Below are 14,951 nucleotides of genomic sequence, written 5' to 3'. Positions count from 1 at the left end.
ACACGAACGAGGAGCCATGAGAGCACTCCGCCGGCTGGACCCCCTCCTGATTCAAGCCGTCATCGCTGCCGCGATCTCCTTCGCCCACATCCACGACGTCGCGGAGGCTGCCGGCCAGACCGGCTGGAAGGCGTGGGCGTACCCGGTGTCCGTCGACGTCCTGTTGGTCATGGCGTGGAAGCGCCTGCGGGAGGCGGGGGCGGGTGAGTCGGTTGCAGCTCCCCGACTGTGGTTCTGGCTCTCCCTCGCGGCGTCCATGAGCGCCAACGTCGCCACGGCCGGCGTTGTGGACTTGAACGACCCGCCGACGATGCTCCGCGTGCTCGTCGCCGCCTGGCCCGTGCTCGCGTTCTTCGGCGGCTCACTCCTGGTCCACTCCCGTAAGGCATCCGCGGAGGTCGAGGAGCAGCCGCAGCAGCCCCACGAGCCCGCTGAAGAGCCCGCGGAGGAGCCGGAGGTGGAAGAGGTCCCGGAACCCGTGGACGAGCCGCAGGAGCTGAAGCTCGTCACCTATGCGGAGGCGGCGGCCGTGGCCGGCGTCGACCCGGTGACCATCCGTGGTGCGGCTAACGGGCCGCGCGCCAGGCTGACGAAGTACGAGACGAATCAGGGACCGCGCGTCGACCTCGACGAGGTCCGTAAGGTCTACGGCAAGCGCCCTGTGGGCGTGTGAGGAGGAGGGACCATGTCGACCAAGGCCACTGCCGAAGACGCTCTGGCATGGATTGCAGCGCGGGACCGGGAGGAGTTCGCCCGTGACGCAAGAGCCGCTGCGGAGTTGCTTACCCACATCGCGGACAACCCGGGGCGCTCGGGTATCGGGAGCGATCTCTCCCGACTGTCCCAGCAGGTAGCCGAACTCGTCCGCCGGGCCGCCAAAATCTCCGCGACCGAGGAAGCCAGCGCGCTGCTGAAGGCGGAGGCGGAGGCACAATGACCCACTTCGCCACCCACCGCAACGGCCGCGGACTCCTCGGCTCCCTCCTCCACCCCCGCCGCGAGCGCAAGCAGCACGAGGCACACGTGTCACGAGAGGCCCGGCTCGTCGAGCTGAAGCGCAGCATCGAGGATCTGGAGCGCTGGCACCACGAGTGGCGCCTCCGGTGGGATCCCGACTACCGGGCGCTGCACCCCGGGGAGTGGTGTGGCATCCACGACGGCCCCGTAGACGGCTGTGACGTGCGGTGCCTTCGTATGCGGGCTTCCGACGTACGCCGCTCCCGTCGCCGTATGAAGTGTGAGGACGACTACGAGATCACCACATGGACCGGGCACGTCATCCGGCCCTCCCGACCGTCAACCACGCTGAGGCCGGACCTGCGCCCCTCGGAGCGGCGCAGGGCGGCGCGGAACGTGGCGGAATGGGCTCGAACGCAGGTCTGGGAGAGCGACGTACCCTGACCGTATGAGTTCCCAGATCGGCCCCTGCGCAGGGTGCCAGCAGCCCACTACCCGCTACGGCCACGGAGGTAACCCCCTGTGCCCGGAGTGCCTGGAGCAGGTGCGCGCGAAGCAGGGTAAGAAGTAGCACCGCAGAGCCCCCGTCGGATCACCCGGCGGGGGCTTTTTGCGTTTCCGGAGTGCCATAATCGAACGCATGAACGACCTGCCGCCGGATGCTCCCCGCCTGCACGCCATCCTGCGCCACCTCGACGCAGCACTAGCGGAGAGCGACATCGTGCGCACGTATCTCGAAGTGCAGCGGAGGCGGGTGCTCGCGGCCCTGCGGGAGGCGGAGGGTGCGGACGTCGGCGTCCCTCCGCAGCAGCCGACGACGGATCCGCGGGGAGGTGCGCCGGAGGCGCCGTTCAAGATCGGGCGCGTGCGCAGCCCGGACGGCCCCGTTGCCCGCGCTGTGCATCTCGGGGACTGCCACCTCGTCGAGCCCCTGGCCCGCGGAGCGACAGCGCAGGAGGCCCGCACCGCCCTCGTTGACGGGCAGCTCGACCCGTGTGGGTTCTGCCGGCCGGATGCGGAGCTGGGGATCGACAGCGGGGCATGACGAAGCCCCCGCCTGGAGGACGGGGGCCGTGACGCTGAGCTAGGTCAGGCGACGTCGCCGCGCTTCAGGGCGTCGACGAACGCGCCCCAGGTGGCGTCAGCGAAGACGACCGCCGGCCCGGCGGGTCGCTTGGAGTCGCGGACGGGGAGAGCTGCGGGGATGGCGCCGTGAGCGACCTCGACGCAGTCGCCCTGGTTCCCGCTGAACGTCGACTTCGTCCACGTGAAGCCCGCTGCGGACGCGTTGGAGATGGTGGTCATTAGATCGTGTCCTTCAATCGTTCAATGAGGTCGGCCGATTCGTCGAACGGGAGAGCTGCCGCGCGTAGCCGCTCGAAGGCACTCCCGTACCGACTGACTTCCGCAGGTTCCTCGACGTACAAGGCGCTGGTCAGGTTCTCCAGGTACGCGACGTCGAGGTCTGCCGTCTCCGGAAAGCCTATGACTGCGAAGCTGCCGAGCATCCCAGCGTGCGGGGGCGCATCGAGCGGCAGCACTTGAATCGAGACATGCGGAAGAACTGCGTGATCAAGCAGCTTCTGTAGCTGCTCCTTCATCATCTTCGGATCGCTCTTGACCCGCGGGCGGAGCGCGGCCTCGTGGATGACGGCCCACAGCTCCAGCGGCTCCGGACGGGAGAGAACAGACTGGCGCGCCATGCGGACGTTTGTCAGCGCGTTCACCTCTTCGGGTGTCGACGTCATACTCAGAGCGTCGATCGTTGCGCGTGCGTAGGCGGCGGTCTGGAGCAGACCCGGGATGAGCGTCGTCTGGTAGGAGCGCATCGACGTCGCGCCATCCTCCAGACTGATCAAGTCGGCGTAGGCGGGGGAGATGATGTCTCGGTACGTCTGCCACCATCCGCGCTGACGACCGTGGCGGGCGATGCGACGAAGGACGTCCCGCTTCTCAGGGTCCTCGATGCCGCACACGTCGAAGAGCGCGTCGAGGTCCGCCGGCTTGACGCCCAAGCGGCCCTTCTCGATCCGGCTCACCTTCGACGCGGGCCACCCGAGACGTGACGCGACGTCGTCCACCTTCAGCCCGGCTGCTTCACGCGCTCGTTGAAGCTCTCCGCCGAGCTGCCTCGATCGTACTGTTGGCTCGCCCACCGGTCCCCTCTCCTCGTCCATCATCCCGCCGCGTGTACCTGCGGGGCCATAGCTTCCCATAGCCGACGCCCCAGCGCTCTGATCGAAATGCAATTTTGCAGAGTTGGTCAGCCGGGTTGCATTACTGGCCCAGCTTTCGTCACACTGGCAGTGCCATTCCGCGCACAGTGGGTGATCGCATGCAGGGATTAGGAGGGGCTATGCCGCGCCCTGAAGCAGGGAAACTGCCGGCCGTGGGGGACGTCTTCGTCGACACGGCCCGAACTCTGATCGGCGAATTCCGCGGCGTCGACGGGAAGAGCTACTGTCTGCGCCCTCTGGGGGGTGGTCGGGAGTGGACCGTCGACCCGAAATGGGTCCGCCCGGCGACGGAGGAGGACCGACGGGATGTCGTCCTCAAGTCACGGCGCCCGTGGCTTCTGGAATCCGGCCGGAAGGGGCTGCCGCGATGAGCCGTCCGCCATACCCGACCGTCAGCACTCCGGAGGAAGCGGAGACCCTGCCCGTCCACTCCTTTGTTGAGTGCGCGGACTGCCTGGAGTACGCGCCACTTCGCGAAGGTGGTGACCCCCTTCGCTGGGCGAAAGGTCACGAGCAGAACAAGCCCGGCCATAAGCGCTACCGGACGGAGCGCGTGACGATGTTCAGCCTCCCCGCGTCGGAATCGCGGGCCACCGCAGAGCCCGCCGAGAGCACCGTCTAACGGCGCTCCGCGGCTCCCATAGACCCGCGGTCCGGTGCCCGTGCGCCGGCTCGCGGAGGGCGCGGCGGGGGCTAGGCACCCCCGGTGAGGTCGGCCAGGTGCCGTAACGCCCCCGCCAGCGTCCGTAGCGCGGCCCGCCAGTCAGCGGCCGGCGTCCACACTTCCTGAGCGTCAACATGGACCGCCGCAACCGGTACCGCATCCGCACTCGGAAGGACATGGCTGAGGACGACTGGGGAGCAGACACCCGCCGTGGCCGCAGGTTCTGCCCTCAGCATCCGACGCAGCAGATGATCCCGATTGGCATGACAGACGTGTGCCCGCTGGAGGGTGTCGAGGCGCCGCCCAAGCGCACCGACGGCTGACAGCCCCAGACGCCTCGTCGGCACGCCCCCCGCTCATCACAAGCCGACGAGGCCCCGGCCCCGCTCATCTTCTCCCCTGGGAGGTGGGCGGGGCTTCTTCATGTCCGCGCGTGATGTGTGTTCGGTGGCAACTCCGGGGTGTCGAAGGTGCGGGTGGTCACCGCGTCCGCGCCGAACAGCGCGGCGTCGGCCCGGGCGTGGTCGTCGGACTCGACGGAGAGGTTCTCCCAGCGCATGACGCCTCCTCGGTAGTGCTCGGCCACAGAATAGAACATGTGTTCCCGTGATCGTGTGAACCGTTGTGCGGGCCGTGTCCGGGCGGCTGTGCGGGCGGCTGTGCGGGCGGCTGCACGGGCGGCTCTGCCGGCGTTCACGAAAGAGCCGCGCGGGCGACGGGGGGCCCCGATTTGGGCGGCCGGGCGCCGGGGTGGTTGGCTTTGTCGCAGTCCCGAGAACCCAGGTGCTGGAGGAACGCAATGGCGCAGGTCGAGGCCACTACCGAGCGGGTCGTCGCGGCGGACCCGGAGACGGTGTTCGACACCCTCGCCGACTACAGCGGCACGCGCGCGAAGCTGCTGCCGGAGCACTTCAGCGAGTACGAGGTGCGCGAGGGCGGCGACGGCGAGGGCACCCTCGTCCACTGGAAGCTCCAGGCCACCAGCAAGCGCGTCCGCGACTGCCTGCTGGAGGTCACCGAGCCCTCGGACGGCGAGCTGGTCGAGAAGGACCGCAACTCGTCCATGGTCACCACCTGGCGGGTCACCCCGGCCGGCGAGGGCGCGTCCCGCGTCGTCGTGACCACGGTCTGGAACGGCGCCGGCGGCATCGGCGGCTTCTTCGAGAGGACCTTCGCCCCCAAGGGCCTCGCCCGGATCTACGACGCGGTCCTCGCCAAGCTCGCCGCCGAAGTCGAGAAGTAGTCAAGAACCAATCGTTTACGGGGCGTTGGCGCTCTCACCGGATCGAGTGGTTCTCCGTATCGACCGGCTTCACGCCGTGACTCGTCGCGCTTGCCCGTAGTTGTCGCTTCGCGCAGGACTTCTGTGCGCAACGTGCAGCGGCGCGGCGAGGGGAGCGGTACGTGGGCGGGATCACTCCGGTGCAGGAAGAACCGGCCGCGGCGACGCCTCCGCGGCACCCCGCCCCACCCGACGGCGAGGACGCCGGACTCGGCCCGCGCCGGGTCCGGCTGGTCTTCTCCGCCCTCGTGCTCGCCCTGCTCCTCGCCGCCCTGGAGCAGATGACCGTCGCCACGGCGCTGCCGAGGATCGTCGGTGAACTGCACGGCCTGGACAGGATGTCCTGGGCGATCACCGCCTACCTCCTCACCGCCACCGTCGGACTGCCGGTCTACGGCAAGCTCGGCGATCTCCTCGGCCGCAAGGGCGTCTTCCAGTTCGCGCTCGCCGTCTTCGTCGCCGGCTCCGCGCTCGCGGGACGCGCGCAGACCATGGACCAGCTGATCGCCTTCCGCGCGGTGCAGGGCGTCGGCGCGGGCGGCCTCATGACCGGCGTCCAGGCGATCATCGCGGACATCGTGCCGCCGAGGCGGCGCGGCCGGTACACGGGCCTGATGGGCGCCGCCTTCGGACTCGCCTCGGTGGCCGGACCGCTGCTCGGCGGCTACCTCACCGACCACCTCTCCTGGCGCTGGTGCTTCTACGTCAACGTGCCCTTCGGCCTGGTCACCATGGCCGTCGTCGCCGTCGCCCTGAAGCTGCCCGAGCCCGTCGCGAAAGCCCGCTTCGACGTCCTCGGCGCGCTGCTGCTGGCCGCCGCCTCCACCTGCCTGGTCCTGCTGGCCGGCTGGGGCGGCACCGCACACGCCTGGGACTCGCGGGTCGTTCTCGGCCTCGGCGCGGGCGCCCTCGCCGCCACCGTCCTCTTCCTCGTCGTCGAGCGCTTCGCCGCCGAACCCCTCATCCCGCTGCGGCTGTTCAAGGACTCCGTCTTCAACGTCACCGCTCTGATCGGCCTGGTGACCGGCGTCGCCCTGTTCGGCGCGGCCGGCTATCTGCCGGCCTACCTGCAGATGGTGGACGGGGCGAGCGCCACCGAGTCCGGACTGCTGATGCTGCCCCTGACGGGCGGCATCGTCGGCGCCTCCCTCCTGGCCGGCCGGCTCATCAGCCACACCGGCCGCTACAAGGTCTACCCCGTCCTCGGCAGCGCGCTCGCCGCCACCGGCATGTGGCTGCTGTCCCGGCTGGAGACCGACACGCCCCGGCTGCACGCCGGCCTCTGGATGGCCGTACTCGGCGCCGGGATCGGTCTGGTCATGCCGGTGCTGATCCTCGCCGTGCAGAACGCGGTGCGCCCCGCCGACCTCGGCACCGCCACCAGCGCCGGCAACTACTTCCGGCAGATCGGCGGCTGCGTCGGCGCCGCCGTCGTCGGCACCCTCCTCGCCGACCGGCTCACCGGCGCCCTCGGCGACCACCTCCCCGCGCGGGACGGCGCCCGGCTGCCGGACCCGCGGTCCCTGACCCCCGAGCTGGTCCACGCGCTGCCCCCCGCGCTGCGCGACGGCTACATCCAGGCCTACGCCGACGCCCTGCCGAGGATCTTCCTCCTCCTCGTGCCGGTGCTCGTCCTCGGTCTGCTCATCGCCTTCTTCCTCAAGGAGAGACCACTGGTGTCCCACAACGCCCCCGCCACCGCCCCGGAGACCCCGCCGGTGCCCGCCCCGGGGCCCGCGCCGTTCCCGCGCGCCCGCCCGGCGTACGCGGGCGGCATCCCGGTCTGCGGCACGGTGCAGCACCCCGACGGGACCGTCGTGCCCCGCGCGGCCCTCACCCTCATCGACGTGGCCGGACAGCAGATCGGCCGCGGCGCCAGCGGCGAGGACGGGCGGTACGCGCTGGCCACCCCGGGCTCCGGGGCGTACGTGCTGATCGCCGCCGCGGGCGGACACCAGCCGCAGGCGGTCTCCGTGACCGTCGGTGAGCGCCCCGTCGAGCTGGACGTCGTCCTCGGCGGCGCGGGGCGCCTCGCCGGCACCGTGGTCACCGCCGACGGCACCCCCGTCCGCGACGCCACCGTCACCCTCACCAACGTGCACGGCGAGGTCGTCGCCGCCACCCGCAGCGGGCGCGAGGGCGGCTACCTCATCACCGACCTCGTCGCCGGTGAGTACACCCTCGCCGCCAGCGCGCCCGTGTTCCGCCCCGCCGCGCTCCCCGTCACCGTCCAGGCCGCCCGCGAGACCCGCCAGGACATCGAACTCGCGGGCGGCGCCGTGCTGCGCGGCACCGTCCGGGCGGGCGGCGGACGGCCGGTCGAGGACGCCCGCGTCACCCTGCTCGACGCGGCCGGCAACGTCGTCGACACCCTCACCACCGGCCCCGACGGCACCTTCCGGTTCGTCGACCTGTCCTCCGGCGAGTACACCGTCATCGCCGCCGGCTACCCGCCCGTGGCCACCGTGCTCCAGGTGGCGGGCGGCGGCCGCACCGAGCGCGACCTCCTGCTCGGCCACGAGGACCAGGGGGTGTCGCACGGTTCCCCGTGAACCGCCGCCCGCCACCGCCGGGTCACCCCACCCGCCGGGCGTGCGCCCGCCACGACCGAGGCGTCCGTGCGCGTGTTCTGGTCTGCCGTCCGGGCCACGCGTAACGTGAGGGCGACAAGATCCGCGGGTCCGCGGCAGCGGAGTGGGGAGCATGGTGAAGATCCTCATCAGCGCCGACATGGAGGGCGCCACCGGTGTCACCTGGCCGGCCGACGTCCTGCCGGGGACACCGCAGTGGGAGCGGTGCCGCTCGATGTTCACCTCGGACGTGCAGGCCGCCGCCCTCGGCTTCCTCGACGGCGGCGCCGACCGGGTCCTGGTGAACGAGGCGCACTGGACGATGCGCAACCTGCTCCTGGAGCGGCTCGACGACCGGGTCGAGATGCTGACCGGGCGGCACAAGGCGCTGTCCATGGTGGAGGGCGTGCAGCACGGCGACGTCGACGGCATCGCGTTCGTCGGCTACCACGCGGGCGCCGGCATGGAGGGCGTCCTCGCCCACACCTACCTCGCCAACCAGATCACCGGCGTCTGGCTGAACGACGTCCGCGCCAGCGAGGGCCTGCTCAACGCCCACGTCGTCGCCGAGTACGGCGTCCCCGTCATCCTGGTCACCGGCGACGACGTGGCCTGCGAGGACGCCCTCGGCTACGCGCCCGAGGCGCCGAAGGTCGCCGTGAAGGACCATGTGTCGCGGTACGCGGCGGTGTGCCGTACGCCGGCCAGGACCGCCGCCGACATCCGGGCGGCGGCGAAGGAGGCGATGACGCTCGCCGGGCGGCGGGAGCCGGTCACCGGCGGACCGTACACGGTCGCCGTGGAGTTCGACGCCGAGCACCTGGCGATGGCGGCCACCGTCGTGCCGGGTGTCGACCGGATCGGGGAACGCAAGGTGGCGTACACCGGTCCGACCATGTACGAGGGGATCCGCACCTTCAAGGCGGTCACCACGATCGTCTCGGCCGCGGTGGAGGAGCAGTATGGCTGACGGGCGCGCGCTGGACGAGGTCGTGGAGTTCACCTCCGGCCTGATCCGTGTCGACACCAGCAACCGGGGCGGCGGCGACTGCCGGGAGCGGCCCGCCGCCGAGTACGCGGCGGAACGGCTGGCCGAGGCGGGCGTCGAGCCCACGCTGCTGGAGCGCACCCCGGGCCGCACCAACGTCGTCGCCCGCGTCGAGGGCACCGACCCGTCCGCCGGCGCGCTGCTGCTCCACGGCCATCTGGACGTCGTGCCCGCCGAGGCCGCCGAGTGGAGCGTGCACCCGTTCTCCGGCGAGGTGCGCGACGGGGTCGTCTGGGGGCGCGGCGCGGTCGACATGAAGAACATGGACGCGATGATCCTCGCCGTCGTCCGGTCCTGGGCCAGGGAGGGCTTCCGGCCGCGCCGGGACATCGTGATCGCGTTCACCGCCGACGAGGAGGCTAGCGCCGAGGACGGCTCCGGGTTCCTCGCCGACACCCACCGGGACCTGTTCGAGGGCTGCACCGAGGGCATCAGCGAGTCCGGGGCGTTCACCTTCCACGACGGCGCCGGGCGGCAGATCTACCCCATCGCCGCCGGGGAACGCGGCACCGCCTGGCTGAAGCTCACCGCGCGCGGCCGCGCCGGGCACGGCTCCAAGGTGAACCGGGACAACGCGGTCACCCGGCTCGCCGCCGCCGTCACCCGCATCGGCGCCCACGAGTGGCCGCTGCGGCTCACCCCGACCGTGCGGGCCGCGCTCACCGAACTCGCCGCGCTCTACGGCATCGACACCGACCTGCGCGACGTCGACCGGCTGCTGGAGAAGCTGGGCCCGGCCGCGCAACTGGTCGAGGCGACCGTCCGCAACAGCGCCAACCCGACCATGCTGGACGCCGGTTACAAGATCAACGTCATCCCGGGCGAGGCCGTCGCGTACGTCGACGGGCGGTATCTGCCCGGCGGCGAGGACGAGTTCCGCGCCACCCTCGACCGGCTCACCGGACCCGACGTCGACTGGGAGTTCCACCACCGCGAGGTCGCCCTCCAGGCACCCGTGGACTCCCCGACGTACGGCAAACTGAGAGCCGCCGTCACGGAGTTCGCGCCCGAGGGACACGTCGTGCCCTACTGCATGTCCGGCGGCACCGACGCCAAGCAGTTCTCCCGGCTCGGCATCACCGGCTACGGCTTCACCCCGCTGAGGCTGCCCGAAGGCTACGACTACCAGGCCATGTTCCACGGCGTGGACGAGCGGGTGCCCGTCGAGGCGCTGCACTTCGGCGTCCGCGTCCTCGACCGCTTCCTGCGGACGGCCTAGGCGGATGGGAGACGAGGTGCACACCCTGCCCTACGGCTCCTGGCCGTCACCGATCGACGCGGCCCTCGCCGCCGCGCACGACGGGCGCCCCGACTGGGTCGGCTTCGTCGGCGACGAGGTGTGGTGGACCGAACCGCGGCCCGCCGAGGGCGGCAGACGCGCCCTGGTGCGGCGGCGGGCGGACGGCACCGAGGAACAGGTGCTGCCCGCGCCGTGGAACGTGCGCAGCCGCGTCTGCGAGTACGGCGGCCGGCCCTGGACCGGCGCCGTCGTGGACGGCCGTCCGCTGGTGGTGTTCGCGCACGGCGCCGATCAGCGGCTGTACCGGTACGAGCCGGGGCGCGGCGCGCCCCGTCCGCTGACGCCGCTGTCCGCGGTGGGCGGCGGGCTGCGCTGGGCCGATCCGCTGCTGCGGGTGGAGCGCGGCGAAGTGTGGTGCGTGCTGGAGGAGTTCACCGGCGACGGACCCGCTGACGTCCGCCGGGTCCTGGCCGCCGTACCGCTGGACGGCTCGGCCGCAGAGGACCGCGCGGCGGTGCGTGAACTGAGCGACGGCGCGCACCGGTTCGTCACCGGGCCGCGGCTCTCGCCCGACGGGCGGCGGGTGGCCTGGCTGGCCTGGGACCATCCGCGGATGCCGTGGGAGGGGACCGAGCTGGTCGTCGCCGAGGCCGCGGAGGACGGCACCCTGCGGGGAGCGCGGACGGTGGCCGGCGGGCCGGACGAGTCGATCGCCCAGGCCGACTGGTCGGCGGACGGCCGGCTGCTGTACGCCAGTGACCGTACGGGCTGGTGGAACCTCTACCGCGACGGGCAGGCGGTGTGCCCGCGCGAGGAGGAGTTCGGCGGACCGCTGTGGGAGGTCGGGCGCCGGTGGTTCGCGCCGCTGGACAGCGGGCTGATCGCCGTCGTGCACGGCCGGGGCTCCGCCGTCCTCGGAGTGCTGGATCCCGAGTCCGGCGAACTCGTCGACGTGGCCGGCCCGTGGACCGAGTTCACCGCGACCCTCGCCGTCGACGGCGAGCGGGTCGTCGCCGTCGGCGCCAGCCCGCGCACCGCCCACGAGGTCGTCGAGCTGGACACCCGCACCGGCCGGGCCCGGGTCGTGGGCGCCGCGCACGACGACGCCGTCGACCCCGCCTACTACCCCGAACCGCAGATCCGCACCTTCACCGGCCCCGACGGCCGCGAGATCCACGCCCGCGTGTACCCGCCGCACCACCCGGCCTGCACCGCCCCCGCCAGCGCACTGCCGCCGTACGTCGTGTGGGCGCACGGCGGGCCCACCAGCCGTGCCCCGATCGTCCTCGACCTGGACATCGCCTACTTCACCTCGCGCGGCATCGGGGTCGCCGAGGTCGACTACGGCGGCTCCAGCGGCTACGGCCGGGCCTACCGGGAGCGGCTGCGCGAGCAGTGGGGCGTGGTGGACGTCGAGGACTGCGCGGCCGTCGCCCGCGCCCTCGCCGAGGAGGGCACCGCGGACCCGGCGCGGCTCGCCATCCGGGGCGGCAGCGCCGGCGGCTGGACCGCCGCGGCCTCCCTCGCCGCCACCGACGTCTACGCCTGCGGCACCATCATCTATCCCGTACTCGACCTCACCGACTGGGCCTCCGGCGGCACCCACGACTTCGAGTCGCGCTATCTGGACAGCCTGGTCGGGCCGGCCGACGAGGTGCCCGCACGGTACGCCGAGCGCTCCCCGGTCACCCGGGCCGACGACATCGCCGTGCCCTTCCTGCTGCTGCAGGGGCTGGACGACGTGGTGTGCCCGCCCGCGCAGTGCGAGCGGTTCCTGGCCCGGCTGAACGGGCGGCGCGTGCCGCACGCGTACCTCACCTTCGAGGGGGAGGGGCACGGATTCCGCCGCGCGGAGACCATGGTGCGCGCCCTGGAAGCCGAACTGTCCCTGTACGCCCAGGTGTTCGGGTTGCGGGTGCCCGGCGTCCCCCGGCTGGAGCTGACCGAGTGAAGGAGCTGCTGCGGCCCGCCCGGCTCGCGCCCGGCGCCCGGGTCGCCGTCGTCGCCCCCAGCGGGCCGGTGCCCGAGGAACGCCTCCAGGCCGGGCTCGACGTGCTGCGCGGCTGGGACCTCGACCCGGTCGTGGCCCCGCACGTCCTCGACCGGCACGCCGAGTTCCGCTACCTCGCCGGCACCGACGCCGACCGCGCCGCCGACTTCCAGGCCGCCTGGTGCGACCCGTCCGTGGACGCGGTGCTGTGCGCCCGCGGCGGCTACGGCGCCCAGCGGACGGCCGACCTGCTCGACTGGGAGGCGCTGCGCGCCGCCGGGCCCAAGGTGCTGGTCGGCTTCAGCGACGTCACCGCCCTGCACGAGGCGTTCGCCGTCCGGCTGGGCCTGGTCACGCTGCACGGGCCGATGGCCGCCGGGATCGACTTCCTGAAGAACGCCCGCGCCCAGGAGCACCTGAAGGCCACTCTGTTCGCGCCGGAGACGGTCCGCACCATCGTCTCCCCGGGCCGCGCCCTGATCCCGGGCCGGGCCCGCGGGACGGTCTTCGGCGGCTGTCTGAGCCTGCTCGCCGCCGAACTCGGCACGCCGCACGCCCGGCCCTCCGCGCGCGGCGGACTGCTGTGCCTGGAGGACGTGGGCGAGGAGCCGTACCGCCTGGACCGCTGCCTCACCCAGCTGCTGCGGTCCGGCCTGCTCGACGGGGTGCGCGGGGCGCTGCTCGGCTCGTGGGAGGAGTGCGGCCCTTACGAGCGGGTGCGTGCCCTGTTCGCCGAACGGCTCGGGCCGCTCGGGGTGCCGGTGGTGGAGGAGTTCGGGTTCGGGCACTGCGCGGGGGCGTTGACCATCCCCTTCGGCGTGGCCGCGGAACTCGACGCGGACGCCGGGACGCTGACGCTGGACGAACCCGCGCTGCTCTGACCGCCACCGATCCGCTGAGCTGATGGTTCCTCAACCTCCGTGCGGCGCAACCTGCGTCGCGGTGATTGACCGCGCCTGACACATGTCACGGCATGACTACCGGCCAGTATCTACTGGTCGGTATCGGGTTGTCCTCAGTGTGGGGGTCCATGTGCCCCGACGTGCGCCCGCCCTGTTCGGCCGGCCGACTCGCGTGGAGCCGGGGCACCGGCTGCGGTTCGTGATCGCGGCGAGCGACGGCGCGTACTTCGGCAACCGGGGCGTCAAGCCCGTGACCGTGGTGAGCGTGCCGCACGACACCGGGGCGCCGCACCTGCCGGTGACCGGCGGCTGACCCACCGCCCCGGCCGGTCCGTCGTAGGCTGGTCCGATGCCGCACGCAACCTCCCGCTACCTCGCCGAAGGCCCCCGAGTGGGGATACGTCACTTCACGCACCGGGACGGCGCCGAGTTCGTCGCGCGCGTCCGGGAGAGCAAGGACCTGCACCACCCGTGGCTCTTCCCGCCGGACAGCATCGAGGCGTACTCCGCCTACGCGGGCCGGCTGATCGACGACCCGGCGAAGGCCGGATTCCTCGTCTGCGAGAAGGACGGACCGGCCGGGCCGGGGGCGATCGCCGGGTTCATCAACATCAACAACATCGTCGGCGGCGCCTTCCAGTGCGGCGCCCTCGGCTACGGCGCGTTCGCGCACTCCGCCGGACGCGGCCTGATGCGGGAGGGCCTGGACCTGGTGGTCGGCCACGCCTTCGGGCCGATGCGGCTGCACCGGCTGGAGATCAACGTCCAGCCGGGCAACACCGCCTCCATCAAGTTGGCGAAGGCCCTCGGCTTCCGGCGGGAGGGCTACTCGCCGGACATGCTCTTCATCGACGGCGCCTGGCGCGATCACGAACGCTGGGCCCTCACCGTGGAGATGCGGGCCGCCGGCTGACCGTCCGCCACCGCCCCCTCCTCCCGCCCCGCGCTGTTCGGGCAATGCGGTTGTAGGGCCCGCCCCGCGTCACCGACGATGGACCGTATGCGGAACATCGTGGTGGTCGACGCCCCCTCCAACCTGGGCCTGCGCCCACCCGCCCCCGGCACCGTGCCCGGCTGCTACAAGCTCGCCGGCGCCTTGCGCGAACAGCGGATCGTCCAGCGGCTCGGCGCCCTGGAGGGCGGGGTGGTGGTGCCGCCGCGCTACGACCGCGGCGACTGGCAGGAGGGCGACGGCGTGTTCAACGCCGCCGCCCTCGCCGCGTACACCCGCAAACTGGCCCACCGGATCGAGCACCACGTCCGCGCCGGGGACTTCCCCGTCGTGCTCGGCGGCGACTGCTCCATCCAGCTCGGCGCCTCCCTCGCACTGCGCCGCCTGGGCCGGTACGGGCTGGTCGCGGTCGACGCCTCGCCCGACTTCCGCCACCCCGGCCACTCCGCCCCGATCGGCGCGGCCGGCGGCGAGGAGGTCGCGCTGGCCACCGGACGCGGCCAGGAGGACCTCACCGACCTGGAGGGCCTGAAGCCCTACCTGCGCGACGAGGACGTACGGTTCTTCGGCATCCGCGACGCGTTCCGCGACGACGAGGACTGCCGCGAACTCGCCGCGCTGAAGATCCCCGTGGTGACCGTCGGCGACCTGCGGGAGTGGGGCGCGGACGCCCTCGCCCGCGCCACCGCACAGGCCTTCGAGGTCCCCGGCCTGGCCGGGTTCTGGGTCCACCTGGACGCCGACGTCCTGGACCCGGACGTGATGCCCGCCGTCGACAGCCCCGACGCCGACGGACTGCTCCCGGACGAACTGGTCGCCCTGCTGCGCCCGTTGCTCGCCTCCCCGCTCTGCGCCGGCTTCAACGTCACCATCTACGACCCCGATCTCGACCCCGACGGCACCGCCGGAGCGCTGCTCGCCGACATCGTCGTGGACGCCTTTGACCGCTCCTGACCGGCACGTCCCCTGGGCGGGAACCGGGCGGCGGGATCCATGACAGCGTGACCACGATCCGACGTGCCGGAGTGCCCCTGCCCGTCGCCGTGGGCGAGGCTCGGCCCCGCCGCCCCGCCGCCCCGCCGCCCCGCCGCCCCGCCGCCCCGCCGCCC

General features: G+C 72.5%; 16 protein-coding genes and 1 pseudogene. 14 read left to right on the top strand and 3 right to left on the bottom strand.

Annotated features, from left to right (window positions below; all coding sequences use genetic code 11):
* The first annotated feature begins 16 nt into the window (after positions 1–16).
* The 4 genes from AB0K92_RS15845 (at position 17) to AB0K92_RS15830 (ending at position 2,002) form a co-directional block, all read left to right on the top strand.
* The gene (locus tag AB0K92_RS15845) at positions 17–673 is read left to right on the top strand and encodes a DUF2637 domain-containing protein (RefSeq protein WP_365923149.1); all 657 of its coding nucleotides are present in this window, start codon (positions 17–19) and stop codon (positions 671–673) included.
* Positions 674–685: 12 nt separating this feature from the next.
* Positions 686–937, top strand: a complete 252-nt coding sequence (locus AB0K92_RS15840) for a hypothetical protein (protein ID WP_365923147.1) — start codon at positions 686–688, stop codon at positions 935–937.
* Complete coding sequence (locus tag AB0K92_RS15835; RefSeq protein WP_365923145.1) at positions 934–1,401, top strand: hypothetical protein; 468 nt, start codon at positions 934–936, stop codon at positions 1,399–1,401. The genes AB0K92_RS15840 and AB0K92_RS15835 overlap by 4 nt, the downstream gene beginning before the upstream one ends.
* A 196-nt stretch (positions 1,402–1,597) precedes the next feature.
* A complete protein-coding gene (locus AB0K92_RS15830) occupies positions 1,598–2,002 on the top strand; it encodes a DUF6233 domain-containing protein (RefSeq protein ID WP_365923143.1) in 405 nt (134 codons plus the stop codon).
* Positions 2,003–2,046: 44 nt separating this feature from the next.
* Here AB0K92_RS15830 and AB0K92_RS15825 read toward each other — a convergent pair whose 3' ends face one another.
* Together AB0K92_RS15825 and AB0K92_RS15820 are read right to left on the bottom strand one after the other, a co-directional pair.
* Positions 2,047–2,262, bottom strand: coding sequence for a DUF397 domain-containing protein (locus AB0K92_RS15825; protein WP_365923141.1), 216 nt, complete (start codon positions 2,260–2,262; stop codon positions 2,047–2,049).
* A complete protein-coding gene (locus AB0K92_RS15820; RefSeq protein WP_365923139.1) occupies positions 2,262–3,137 on the bottom strand; it encodes a helix-turn-helix transcriptional regulator in 876 nt (291 codons plus the stop codon). The genes AB0K92_RS15825 and AB0K92_RS15820 overlap by 1 nt, the downstream gene beginning before the upstream one ends.
* 897 nt (positions 3,138–4,034) lie before the next feature.
* On the opposite strand from AB0K92_RS15820, the gene AB0K92_RS15815 reads away from it, so the two are divergent.
* The gene (locus AB0K92_RS15815; RefSeq protein ID WP_365923137.1) at positions 4,035–4,181 is read left to right on the top strand and encodes a hypothetical protein; all 147 of its coding nucleotides are present in this window, start codon (positions 4,035–4,037) and stop codon (positions 4,179–4,181) included.
* A gap of 131 nt (positions 4,182–4,312) precedes the next feature.
* Here the strand turns inward: AB0K92_RS15815 and AB0K92_RS15810 are convergent.
* Positions 4,313–4,417, bottom strand: a pseudogene (locus tag AB0K92_RS15810) (radical SAM protein); the annotation flags it as partial.
* 240 nt (positions 4,418–4,657) lie between these two features.
* On the opposite strand from AB0K92_RS15810, the gene AB0K92_RS15805 reads away from it, so the two are divergent.
* The 9 genes from AB0K92_RS15805 (at position 4,658) to AB0K92_RS15765 (ending at position 14,796) form a co-directional block, all read left to right on the top strand.
* Positions 4,658–5,101, top strand: a complete 444-nt coding sequence (locus AB0K92_RS15805; RefSeq protein WP_365923135.1) for an SRPBCC family protein — start codon at positions 4,658–4,660, stop codon at positions 5,099–5,101.
* Positions 5,102–5,262: 161 nt separating this feature from the next.
* Positions 5,263–7,692, top strand: a complete 2,430-nt coding sequence (locus AB0K92_RS15800) for an MFS transporter (protein WP_365923133.1) — start codon at positions 5,263–5,265, stop codon at positions 7,690–7,692.
* Between the two features lie 154 nt (positions 7,693–7,846).
* On the top strand, positions 7,847–8,680 hold the full coding sequence (locus AB0K92_RS15795; RefSeq protein ID WP_365923387.1) for a M55 family metallopeptidase: 834 nt from the start codon (positions 7,847–7,849) through the stop codon (positions 8,678–8,680).
* Positions 8,673–9,977, top strand: a complete 1,305-nt coding sequence (locus tag AB0K92_RS15790) for a M20/M25/M40 family metallo-hydrolase (protein ID WP_365923131.1) — start codon at positions 8,673–8,675, stop codon at positions 9,975–9,977. The genes AB0K92_RS15795 and AB0K92_RS15790 overlap by 8 nt, the downstream gene beginning before the upstream one ends.
* Before the next feature lie 4 nt (positions 9,978–9,981).
* Positions 9,982–11,949, top strand: a complete 1,968-nt coding sequence (locus AB0K92_RS15785) for a prolyl oligopeptidase family serine peptidase (RefSeq protein WP_365923129.1) — start codon at positions 9,982–9,984, stop codon at positions 11,947–11,949.
* Entirely contained in the window at positions 11,946–12,869 is a 924-nt protein-coding gene (locus AB0K92_RS15780; RefSeq protein ID WP_365923127.1) for an LD-carboxypeptidase, read from the top strand. Before AB0K92_RS15785 ends, AB0K92_RS15780 begins: the two co-directional genes overlap by 4 nt.
* 151 nt (positions 12,870–13,020) lie before the next feature.
* A complete protein-coding gene (locus tag AB0K92_RS15775) occupies positions 13,021–13,203 on the top strand; it encodes a hypothetical protein (protein ID WP_365923397.1) in 183 nt (60 codons plus the stop codon).
* Between the two features lie 36 nt (positions 13,204–13,239).
* On the top strand, positions 13,240–13,803 hold the full coding sequence (locus AB0K92_RS15770; RefSeq protein WP_365923125.1) for a GNAT family protein: 564 nt from the start codon (positions 13,240–13,242) through the stop codon (positions 13,801–13,803).
* 87 nt (positions 13,804–13,890) lie between these two features.
* Complete coding sequence (locus AB0K92_RS15765) at positions 13,891–14,796, top strand: arginase family protein (RefSeq protein WP_365923123.1); 906 nt, start codon at positions 13,891–13,893, stop codon at positions 14,794–14,796.
* Positions 14,797–14,951: the final 155 nt, after the last annotated feature.

Origin of the sequence: Streptomyces sp. NPDC052687 (assembly GCF_040678395.1) — a bacterium.
In the GTDB taxonomy this organism is placed as follows: domain Bacteria; phylum Actinomycetota; class Actinomycetes; order Streptomycetales; family Streptomycetaceae; genus Streptomyces.
The sequence above is the reverse complement of the archived record's forward strand: the minus strand, read 5'-3'. Positions and strand labels throughout refer to the sequence as shown.